General features: G+C 42.6%; 7 protein-coding genes and 3 tRNA genes. All 10 read left to right on the top strand.

Annotation, left to right across the window (positions count from 1 at the left end):
• Positions 1-206 precede the first annotated feature (206 nt).
• The 10 genes from VB083_RS11710 (at position 207) to proC (ending at position 11,135) form a co-directional block, all read left to right on the top strand.
• A tRNA-Leu gene (locus VB083_RS11710) sits at positions 207-292 on the top strand.
• Positions 293-369: 77 nt separating this feature from the next.
• A tRNA-Met gene (locus VB083_RS11705) sits at positions 370-446 on the top strand.
• 4 nt (positions 447-450) lie between these two features.
• Positions 451-527: transfer RNA gene (locus VB083_RS11700), tRNA-Met, on the top strand.
• A 77-nt stretch (positions 528-604) separates the two neighbouring features.
• Positions 605-2,026 (top strand): tRNA lysidine(34) synthetase TilS, encoded by a 1,422-nt coding sequence (tilS, locus tag VB083_RS11695; protein WP_323402080.1) that lies wholly within the window; start codon positions 605-607, stop codon positions 2,024-2,026.
• Between the two features lie 7 nt (positions 2,027-2,033).
• Entirely contained in the window at positions 2,034-2,612 is a 579-nt protein-coding gene (hpt, locus tag VB083_RS11690) for a hypoxanthine phosphoribosyltransferase (RefSeq protein WP_213690784.1), read from the top strand.
• The gene (gene ftsH, locus VB083_RS11685) at positions 2,612-4,531 is read left to right on the top strand and encodes an ATP-dependent zinc metalloprotease FtsH (RefSeq protein WP_213701859.1); all 1,920 of its coding nucleotides are present in this window, start codon (positions 2,612-2,614) and stop codon (positions 4,529-4,531) included. Before hpt ends, ftsH begins: the two co-directional genes overlap by 1 nt.
• A 100-nt stretch (positions 4,532-4,631) precedes the next feature.
• Positions 4,632-6,683: an excinuclease ABC subunit UvrB gene (gene uvrB / locus VB083_RS11680; protein ID WP_213690782.1), complete on the top strand. Its 2,052-nt coding sequence runs from the start codon at positions 4,632-4,634 to the stop codon at positions 6,681-6,683.
• A complete protein-coding gene (gene uvrA, locus VB083_RS11675; RefSeq protein ID WP_213690781.1) occupies positions 6,610-9,450 on the top strand; it encodes an excinuclease ABC subunit UvrA in 2,841 nt (946 codons plus the stop codon). Before uvrB ends, uvrA begins: the two co-directional genes overlap by 74 nt.
• Entirely contained in the window at positions 9,428-10,333 is a 906-nt protein-coding gene (gene rlmB, locus VB083_RS11670; protein WP_323402079.1) for a 23S rRNA (guanosine(2251)-2'-O)-methyltransferase RlmB, read from the top strand. Before uvrA ends, rlmB begins: the two co-directional genes overlap by 23 nt.
• A complete protein-coding gene (gene proC, locus VB083_RS11665) occupies positions 10,323-11,135 on the top strand; it encodes a pyrroline-5-carboxylate reductase (protein WP_213696044.1) in 813 nt (270 codons plus the stop codon). Before rlmB ends, proC begins: the two co-directional genes overlap by 11 nt.
• Positions 11,136-11,306: the final 171 nt, after the last annotated feature.

Genomic DNA, 11,306 nt, shown 5'->3' with positions numbered 1-11,306 from the left:
ATGTCATGGCGGGTTTACCTCCTATATCCTTTATTTTGGTTGTTTGAGCAACACCAGTATAAAGGAGAGGTGCCCGCCTTTTTCATTATCTCTTTCACTTTACCTAAGTAAACGGAACGAAACTCTGGCCCATCTACAACCGGAACAACTTTCATACTTGACAACAACTCATGAGTCATGTAGAATTCCCCTTGTCCTCGCAGCAAGGGCGAGTGGTGGAACGGCAGACACAGGGGATTTAAAATCCCCCGAGCGTTAGCTCTTGCGGGTTCAAGTCCCGCCTCGCCCACCACGTAAAAGTTGCAAAACATGTTGCAGGAAGTTGCAAAGTTAAGGCAACCGAGTTAGTATATACAATGTGTTGATTATCGCGGGGTGGAGCAGTCAGGAAGCTCGTCGGGCTCATAACCCGAAGGTCGCAGGTTCAAATCCTGCCCCCGCAACCAATTTGGCGGTGTAGCTCAGATGGCTAGAGCATGCGGTTCATACCCGCAGTGTCACTGGTTCGATTCCAGTCACCGCCACCAAATATAAAAACTAAAGGCGGGAGACTCATCTCCCGCCATTTTTGTTTCACCTCTTGTGTGGGAGGTGGCAGTGTGATATGACAGAAAATATTGAAAAACAACTTCCATATGAATTATCTCTTCCTTACTTACGTAGTAAATTCTGGGCCGTTGCTCAAAAACAAGGCTGGGCAGGAAAAAAAGGTCCTGCAGTTGTTGCTGTCTCTGGAGGTAGCGACTCTGTAGCGCTATTGTGGTTCTTTGTTCAGTTTTGGCCTGGAAAAGTTGTAGTTGCCCATTTAGAACACGGTATTCGTGGAAAAAGTTCTTTTGAAGATGCTGACTTTGTAAAAGCTCTTGCAAAGCAGTGGCATTGCGATCTTCAAATAAAGCATGTAGCTGTTCCCCAACTCCTTGAAAAGGGTGAAACGCTTGAGGAAGGAGCGCGTAGAATACGCTATGACTTTCTTGAATATGTTTCATCTTCATGTCAAGCAGAAATTGTTGCTTTGGGTCATACTGCTGATGATGTGGCGGAAACCCTTCTTTTCAACCTTTGTCGCGGCTCAGGCCCCTTTGGCCTTGTCGGAATTCCTGAAGTTCGAGAGCAATATGTTCGTCCTCTTATTAATTGGTGGAGGGAAGGCTTGCAGCGCCTTTTAACAGCGAGAGGCATTACATGGAGAACTGACCCCACAAATTCTGATACTGTGTACGCGCGGAACCGAATCCGTCATGAAGTTATCCCTATGTTGGAAAAAACTATAAATCCTTCTACGCGACAACACCTTGTAGATTTAGCTCAGGATATGCAAGAATACAGACAAAGAGAAGAGGAACAGGGAGCGCTCCTTCTCCAGTGGGCGAAACGTGATTTCCCTTTTTCTTTCTACGCAGCAGATTTGGCTTTTATTCGTTCTCTTTCGGATCAGGAAATTGCCTGGTTTATACGAGCCGTAGGCAGAGATCTGAATTTAAAAACTTTAACAAGAAATAGACTAAACTCTTTAGTGTCAACAATAAGAAAATCTGGACGTTGGTTGTTTCAATGGGAAAATAGAGTTTTTATTTGTTGCGGTTCAGGTTTTATGGTATGGATAAATCCAAAACTCCTGTATAATACTCACGCTACACCACTGGAGTTGACTTTTGACGATGAGGAAGGTCGGGCGTATTGGGGTGTTTGGTCTGTTTCGTGGGAAAAAAAACAATCAGTTCCTAAGCATTTGAATTCTTCTCTGAAGGTTTTTTGGGGAGTATATCCCTTGAGAAATGATTCTTGTCTTTCTCTTTCTTCTTTAACGTCTAAAAGAGGAATGGCAGAAAAAAATACATTGAAGAAAATCCCCTGGTGGTTAGAGAAAATATGGCCATTTTTTGGTGATAAAGATAGATGGCGATGGATTCCAATTATTGAAGATTTTTCCACGCCAAGCAAAGAGTTTTCAAATAAAAATTCCTGGAGTGGGCCATGGATAATTTTGAGGCTGGAGCCACATTCTTCAGCTCTGGAGGGATAACAATAAAATGAACTATGAAGTTTCAGATATACTTTTGTCTGAAGAGACGATTCAAGAGCGAGTAAAAGAGATTGCTACAGAGATAAGCAAAGAATATGCAGGGGAAGAACTGGTAACAGTAGGGATTTTAAAAGGAGCTGTTGTATTCCTTTCCGATCTTATTCGGCACATTGATAAAGATGTTGATGTTATTATGGAATTTATGGCTGTATCTTCATATGGTGATTCGACTAAAACAAGTGGAATAGTCAAGATAATAAAAGATATGGATACTAGCATAAAGGGAAAGAACGTTCTCATCGTTGAGGATATTGTTGATACCGGTCTGACATTGTCGTATCTTATTCGTATGATGCAAGAACGTCAGCCAAAAAGTGTTCGTGTCTGTGTGCTCCTCGATAAAGAAGAACGCAGAAAGGTTCCAGTGAAAGTAGATTATAAAGGATTTGATATTCCTGATAAGTTCGTGGTAGGGTATGGATTGGATTATGCAGGAAAATGGCGAAATTTGCCATCTATTCATATAGTTGAAACAAATACGGATAGCCCCGAAGTGGGTAATTCAATGAGAGGCGGCGATATTTAGTGGGGCGATTGATTAAGAACCTCGGATTGTACCTGATTCTCGTTGTGCTTGTTGTAAGCCTCGTAAACGTTTTTTTATCTCCGGCACATGGGCCACAACAATCTGAAGCGATTACGTATTCCGAGTTCCTAACAGCAGTAGATACGGGACAAGTTAAGAGTATTATAATTAAAGAAAATACAATATCGGGTCGTTTTATAGATGGAAGAAGTTTCCAGGCCGAAGTTGTTGGTGCTGGAGATCTTGCAAAGGAAATAGCTAGCAAGGGCGTTAACGTGCAAGTAGAGGCCCCTCAAAAAACACCGTGGTGGGCTACTATGATATCTTCCTTCTTCCCTACCTTGCTTCTAATTGGAGTGTGGATATTCTTCCTTTACAATATGCAAGGTGGCGGTGGCAAGGTGATGAGTTTTGCCAAGAGCAAAGCTAAGCTTTTCCTTGATAATCGTCCGAAAGTAACGTTCGCAGATGTTGCTGGTTGTGATGAATCTAAAGAAGAGTTAAGTGAGGTAGTTCAGTTTCTTCGTGATCCTGGCAAATTCAGAGCGTTGGGGGCACGAGTACCTAAAGGTGTATTGTTATTGGGACCTCCTGGTACAGGTAAAACTTTACTGGCTCGAGCTGCAGCGGGAGAAGCAGATGTTCCCTTCTTTAGTGTAAGCGGATCTGATTTTGTTGAAATGTTTGTTGGTGTTGGTGCAGCTCGTGTTCGAGATCTTTTTGAGCAGGCACGAAAATACCAGCCTTGTATCATTTTTATTGACGAAATGGACGCTGTTGGACGTCATCGTGGTGCGGGTCTTGGTGGTGGACATGATGAAAGAGAACAGACTCTTAACCAACTCTTGGTTGAACTTGATGGTTTTGACGAATCAACAGGGATAATTCTTATTGCGGCAACAAACAGACCAGATATATTGGATCCAGCATTATTACGTCCTGGTCGCTTCGATAGACATATAGTTGTAGATCGTCCAGACGTTAAGGGACGCGAGGAAATATTGGCTGTTCACGTTCGAAGTAAGAAGTTGGCAGATGATGTTGATCTCGGCGTTGTAGCACGTCGTACTCCAGGTTTCGTAGGTGCAGATTTAGCGAATCTTGTGAATGAAGCGGCCCTTTTAGCCGCACGGGCAGGTAAGAATCTTGTTACTATGGCGGAGTTTGAGGAAGGCATTGACCGAGTTATTGCTGGCCCAGAACGAAAGAGCCGCCTTGTAAGTGATAAAGAGCGGAAGATTATTGCTTATCATGAGACTGGCCACGCTCTTGTTGCTAAATATTTACCAGATTGCGACCCAGTGCATAAGATTTCTATTATTCCTCGTGGTCACATGGCCTTGGGATACACGTTGCAATTGCCGGTGGAAGATCGTTTCTTGATGTCTAAAACCGAATTGCTCAATCAGATTACGGTGCTTCTTGGTGGACGTGTTGCCGAGGAACTCATCTTTGGAAATGTTACGACTGGTGCAGGTAACGATTTAGAGAGAGCTACCCAAATTGCGCGAAGAATGGTTACCGAATTTGGTATGAGCGATACTCTTGGACTTGTTAAACTTGGTCATAAACATCAGGAAGTCTTTTTGGGACGCGATATTACTGAAGATAAAAATTATAGTGATAACGTAGCCTATATGATCGACCAAGAAGTTAAAGCTATCATTGACGGTTGTTATGAAAAGGCTAAACAGATATTGACTGAAAAGAACGATCAAGTTGAAATGGTAGCGAGTACACTCCTTGAGAAAGAAGTTATAGAAGGTAAGGAACTTGATGAACTATTGGGATTGGCACCTCAAGAGGAAGAAGTAAAAGAGCAGAATTATGCTCAGACAAAAGAGACTGAGACAGAAGAAATAAAAGAAGCGCAGCATGAAGGCAGCGCTAAACCTGAAGTTGCCGGCAACCCCGTATAGTTTTACTTTAACGACCTTAAGCGTGTCTGCTACTCCTTGCAGGCACGCTTTTTTTTACTGCCATGAATGATAGACTAAGGAGAAAGGGAGTTGGTACATCATGGCTGAAATTTTTAAATTGAGATCTGATTGGCCTCCCTCAGGGGATCAGCCTGAAGCAATAGAACAATTAATTTCTTCCATAGAGAAAAATACACGATTCCAAACCCTTTTAGGGGTTACCGGAAGTGGTAAGACTTTTACTGTTGCCAATGTTTTAGCCCACTTCGATCGTCCAGTTCTTGTCCTTGCACATAATAAGACTTTAGCTGCGCAACTTTACTCTGAATTTAAATCATTCTTCCCTGACAATGCAGTTCATTATTTTGTAAGTTATTATGATTATTACCAGCCCGAAGCTTATATCCCGTCAAGTGACACATATATAGAAAAGGATGCCTCCGTTAACGATCGTATTGAAAGATTACGATTAGCAGCGACGAAAGCTCTCATAGAGCGAAGAGATGTAATTGTTGTTGCGAGCGTATCATGTATTTATGGCTTGGGAAAAAAGGAAATGTACGAAGAGGTTATCTTCCCATTTTCTGTTGGTGAAAAATGGGATCGTCGCAATTTTATGGAACGATTACTCGATAACTATTACGCTAGAAATGATATGATTCTTGAGCCCGGTAAATTCAGGGCACGAGGCGACGTTATAGAGATTTATCCGTCTTATAGTGAGACTGCCATTAGAATTGCTTTTTATGACGATGAAATAGAACGAATAGATGACATTGATCCCGTAAGCGGGCATTCTTTACGGTCTTTAGAAAAGGCTTCAGTTTTCCCCGTTCAACACTATATAACAAGCAGGGATGCCATTGATAAGGCTATGGACCAGATCCAGCAAGAGTTGGACGAACAGGTTGCTTCTTTTAAAGCGCAGGGAAAATTCCTTGAGGCACAGCGTATAGAAATGAGAACTCGATACGATATGGAAATGTTGGCTGAGACAGGATATTGTTCAGGCATAGAAAATTACTCTCGTTATCTTGATGGTCGTAAGCCTGGTGAGCCTCCTGGAACTCTCCTTAACTTTTTCCCTGATGATTTCATTATGGTTATCGACGAATCTCATATTACGCTTCCTCAGGTGCGAGGAATGTACAATGGAGATAGAGCCAGAAAACTCACTTTAGTTGAGAATGGATTCCGCCTTCCTTCCTGTTTGGATAATAGGCCTCTGAACTGGCAGGAATTTAAAAAAAATCTTCATCAGGCTATCTTTATTTCAGCTACTCCAGGGGATTGGGAGCGTAAAGTGTCTGGTAGTCTTGTAGAGCAGATTATACGACCAACGGGAGTTGTCGACCCTGAAATTATTGTAAGTCCAGCAACGGGACAAGTTGATGATCTCGTTAATAGACTTCGGGAAGTAACTGAACGAGGTGAAAGAGCACTTGTTACAACTTTAACGAAGAAGTCATCTGAAGATTTGGCTGAATATCTTGCAGAACTTCAGTTTAGAGTAAAGTACATACACTCTGAATTAAATACTTTTGAAAGGGCTGAACTCATCCGAGATCTTCGAAACGGAGAGATTTCAGTACTCGTAGGAGTTAATTTGTTACGAGAAGGTATGGATCTCCCTGAAGTATCGTTAGTTGCTATCCTTGATGCTGATAGGGAAGGATTTTTGCGGTCTCATCGTTCGCTCATTCAGATTATGGGAAGGGCTGCGAGGAATATTGGCGGGCAAGTTATTCTTTATGCCGATGAAAAAACTGAAAGTATAAAAACATCTGTGGAGGAAACGCGGCGTCGTAGAGAGATACAGATGCGCTTTAACGATGAGCATGGAATAATTCCTCAATCTATTTATAAGTCGGTACAAAGTCTTTTGCCAGAAGAGCTTATGGAGGATATAGAATTAGTTAAGAGTAAACGAGGTAAAAAGAGAGGAAAGGACATAGAAGAATATACCCATGCTGATCTTGAGCGATTAATGTGGGAAGCTGTTGAAAAACTTGATTTTGAAAAAGCGGCGCAAATTCGTGATATATTAACAGATTCGAAAGGGAAGGAGTGGCAACGAGTTGCATCTCATCAGCATAAGAGGAGCAAGAGAGCACAATCTCAAAAATATAAACGTTACACTTCCAAAGAATAAATTAGTAGTTATTACCGGGCCTTCGGGGTCAGGAAAATCATCTTTAGCTTTTGATACGTTATATGCGGAAGGGCAACGACGTTACGTTGAATCTCTTTCTGCATATGCAAGACAATTTCTTGGTGTACAAAAGAAACCAGATGTAGACGATATATCAGGTCTATCCCCAGCTATATCCATTGAACAAAAAGGAACTTCACATAATCCTCGTTCAACAGTGGGAACAGTTACCGAGGTTTACGACTATTTGCGATTGATTTATGGCCGTTTAGGAATTCCTTATTGTCCATCGTGTGGAAAGGCTGTGGTCAGGCATTCCTTAGATGAAATTGTCGATATTATTTTCCGCAACTATCCAGAAAAGCGTTTAGAAATACTTGCCCCTCAGGTTCGAGGGAAAAAAGGCGAGTTTAAAAATCTCTTTGCACAAAATAGAGAAAAAGGGTTTATGCGAGTTCGAGTGGATGGCACTACTTTTTGGCTTGAAGAAGAAATTCCTCTTGATAAAAATAAGAGACACACTATTGAAGTTGTTATAGATCGTTTAAAGGTTCTGGAAGATCGTAAAGGCCGCATCAGCGAAGCTGTCGAATCTGCTCTTTCTCTCTCTGGCGGCTATGTTCTGCTCGTTACAGAGGGGGGAGAGGAGCAGCTTCTTACAGAAAATTATGCGTGCCCTGATTGTGGCATTTCTCTTCCAGAAATAGAGCCACGACTTTTTTCCTTCAATAGCCCCTTCGGAGCCTGCCCAGAGTGTTCTGGACTAGGCAGCCATGAGCATTTTTGTGAGGAACATGCCGTAGACCCAGTCCGTTCGGTTGAAGAAGGCGCACTTCTTCCTTGGAAGAAAAAACACTATATGTTGAGTAAACTCTACACCTTCTCCCAGACGAAAGGATGGGATATGTCTTTGCCTTATGAAAAGCTTCCCGAAGAAGTTCGGCATTTTATCCTGTACGGTAGTGACGAGCGGCTTCCAATGTTTTTTTCGGATCGAGGAGAACGTCGTCAATATATGGGAAAATACGAAGGGTTGCTTTCTTGGCTTGAAAATCGTTGGAAAGAGACTGAATCTGAAAGTGTCATGGACGAGTTAGCGGGATATCGTATAGAAGATGTATGTCAAACATGTCACGGACTTCGTCTTCGTCCAGAAGCTTTGATGGTAAAGCTCAAAAATTACACTATTGGAGAGCTCGTTGAAATGCCAGTTGACCGGCTTTTGCCCGTTTTGAAAGAGATGGAGTTTACTGATAATGAAAAGAAAATCATGGGGCAAGTCATGATTGAACTCGAAAAGAGGCTTTCTTTTCTTATTGATGTGGGAGTGGGTTATCTCTCCCTTTTACGACGAGCCGATACTCTAAGTGGAGGAGAGAGTCAACGTATTCGTCTGGCTACGCAGATAGGTTCGAAGCTTAGCGGCGTTCTTTATGTTCTTGACGAGCCGACGATAGGTCTTCATTCTAGAGATACAGATCGTCTTTTGCGCACTCTCAGATCTATTCGGGATTTGGGCAACACTGTTGTTGTTGTAGAGCATGATAGGGAAACAATGCTTGCAGCTGATGCTATTGTGGAAATGGGGCCTGGGGCTGGTGAATTAGGTGGAGAAATTATTAATTCTGGAACGGCAGAAGAGGTTAAAAGCAGCAAGGCTTTGACAGGTCCATATCTTCGAGGAGAGGTGTCGGGATGTGTTCGGAGAGAGAATCTCAGGCGACCTTCCAATTGGCTCACGCTAAAAAAAGTTGCCCATCATAATCTGAAAAATATTGATGTTCCTATACCAGTTGGTGTTTTTACATGCATTAGCGGGGTTTCGGGATCGGGAAAGAGCAGCCTCCTTTACGATGTTTTATATAAAGGAATGAAGCGTATTCTTGACAGAGATTTTAGAGAGAGGGCAGGAAAACACCTTAAAATAGAAGGCGCCGAAGTCTTTAAAAATGTTGTGCTTGTAGATCAAAGTCCTATTGGGCGGACTCCGCGGTCGAACCCCGCAACGTATACAGGGCTTTTTACTCTTATTCGGGAACTCTTTGCTGAGCTTCCAGAGTCTAAAATACGAGGTTATGCTCCTGGGCGGTTTAGTTTTAATGTTCGTGGGGGACGATGTGAAGCTTGCGGCGGTGCTGGTTCTGTCAAGGTCTCCATGCTATTTTTGCCCGATGTCTATGTAGATTGTGAGGTTTGCGGAGGTACACGGTACAATAGAGAAACGCTCGAAGTTCGTTATAAAGGGAAGAATATATCAGATGTGCTTAATATGACAGTGGATGAGGCATCAGAGTTTTTTAAAGATATACCTCGAATAGCTTCAAAACTAGCCCTCATACAAGATGCGGGCTTGGGTTATATCCGTTTGGGCCAGTCAGCATTAACGTTGAGTGGGGGAGAAGCGCAAAGGGTAAAATTAGCAAAAGAACTAAGTAAACGTTTTACTGGGCCGACATTATATCTTCTTGACGAACCAACAACAGGGCTTTTTTATACCGATGTAAAGAAATTGCTCCAGATTTTGCATCGAATAGTCGATCAGGGGAATACAGTTGTAACGATAGAACATAACTTGGATGTTTTGTTATCGTCTGACTACATTATCGACTTGGGGCCCGAGGGTGGTATGGAGGGAGGAAAAATAGTCTGCCAAGGAACTCCTGAAGAAATAATAAAGAGCAGAGAGGGATACACGTCTGCATATCTTCATGAATATGCCAGACAGCTTGAAAGGGATGAACATTATGAGCGCAAAACAGCATCGTAACACGAAAAGTTTTAAGAATTCTAAAGATCGCGATATGAGACATCGTGACATAAATAAAGACAAAGACAAAAGCAAAGAAAAAAATAAAGAACAAAATAAAGAACAAAATAAAGAACAAGGAGAGCAGCAACTAGATGACCTTATGTGGGGGCGTCAACCCATTCTTGATTTATTGCGTTATTCTCCTCAAAAGTGTCTGAAATTATGGATTTCTGAGAGAGTTCACCCATCTTTTTCTGGAGAAGTGACAACTCTTGCCCGTTCTGCAAAAGTAACGTTTCAAAAGGTTGCACCGATGGTTCTTGATACTATGTGTATTGGAGAGAATCATCAAGGTGTCGTAGCTAAGATTACTGCTGTAGATCAATTAGAATTGGATGATTTTTTACCAACGATTGCATCAAATAAGACACCAGTTCTTCTTGTCGTTCTTGATCATATCCTTGATCCTCATAATTTAGGTGCTATTATTCGATCTGCGGAAGCTGCTGGAGCAACAGCTGTTATTTATCCTAAAAGACGTTCTGCTTTGCCAGGAGGAACTGTTGTTAAAGTAAGTGCGGGGGCAGCCTTGCGTCTCCCCATGATTTCCGTGACAAATATAGCGCAGACGATTGTGCAGCTTCAAGGCGAAGGGTTTTGGGTTGTAGGTCTTGACCATAATGCAAAACAGACACTTTGGGAAGCAAATTATCCTGATAAGGCTGTTTTTGTCGTTGGGGCGGAAGGAGAGGGATTGTCCCGTCTTGTTGCTGAACGATGTGATATGTTAGTTCGTATTCCTATAACGGGCAAAACCGGCTCTCTCAATGCCAGTGTTGCTGCGGCACTGGGAATGTTTGAGTGGGCCAGGGGAAAAGGAGTAGATGGTCATGGTGAATAAAAATGTAGAGTCAATAGCCGTCATTGGTGCTGGAATGTTGGGCGGTTCTGTGGCACAGGGTTGGGCCCATAAGAAATGCACTGTTTTTGCCTATGACAAAGATAGACAGAAAGTGGAAGCCTTAGAGAAAGAGGGCGTTCATTACATTGCTGATAGTGAGGAAGCGATTAATAGGGCAGATGTTGTCGTTTTTGCCTTAAAACCTCATATTCAATTACCAGTAATTGCCTCTTTAGCTACGAATTTATCGAATAAACTTTGTTTTTCCATGGCAGCTGGCCTACGTTTGGAACAGCTTATGGAAGCAGCACCAGCGGCTCGATGGATTCGAGGAATGACAAATATTTGCGCATCTGTTAATGCTGCTTTTACAGCATATACATCATCTTTGGGTGCAACGGATGAAGATAGAAACGTCGCGAAATCTCTCTTTGATCTTTTGGGAGAAAGTGAAGAAACAATAGAACCGAATCTTGATGCTATTACGGGTATATCTGGGTCAGGGCCGGCGTATATGTTTACAGTGCTTGAAGCGTTGACCTACGGAGGACTCCGTGTTGGAATTCCTAAGAATTTAGCATTGAAGGCTTCAGCCGCTACAATGATTGGGGCTGCAAAGTTGGTTTTAGACACAGGAAGGCACCCAGCGGATCTTAAAGACGGCGTTGTCACTCCGGGAGGAACAACTATTGAAGGGCTTTATCAATTGGAAGAAGGGGCAGTCCGAGCAGCTTTTATACGTGCCATTACAGAAGCTACACGCCGAGGAAAAGAGTTGGGAGAGAAAAAGAAGAACAGTTAAAACTAGTTTAACTCCTTTTTAGCTCTTTTATTGTAAGGGGCCATAGTTTGCTTCCTGATAACGTGATAAAGTGAATGGCGGGAATCCCAGTCCGTATGATTGGCTCCCGCCAATTCAAAGATAAATGGGCTCACCCTGTCCAATAGTAGTGGCGGAATGGAAGTTGCGGCT

The organism is Aminobacterium sp. (assembly GCF_034926885.1).
Classification (GTDB): Bacteria; Synergistota; Synergistia; order Synergistales; family Aminobacteriaceae; genus Aminobacterium.
This window is presented reverse-complemented; position numbering and strand designations above follow the sequence as displayed.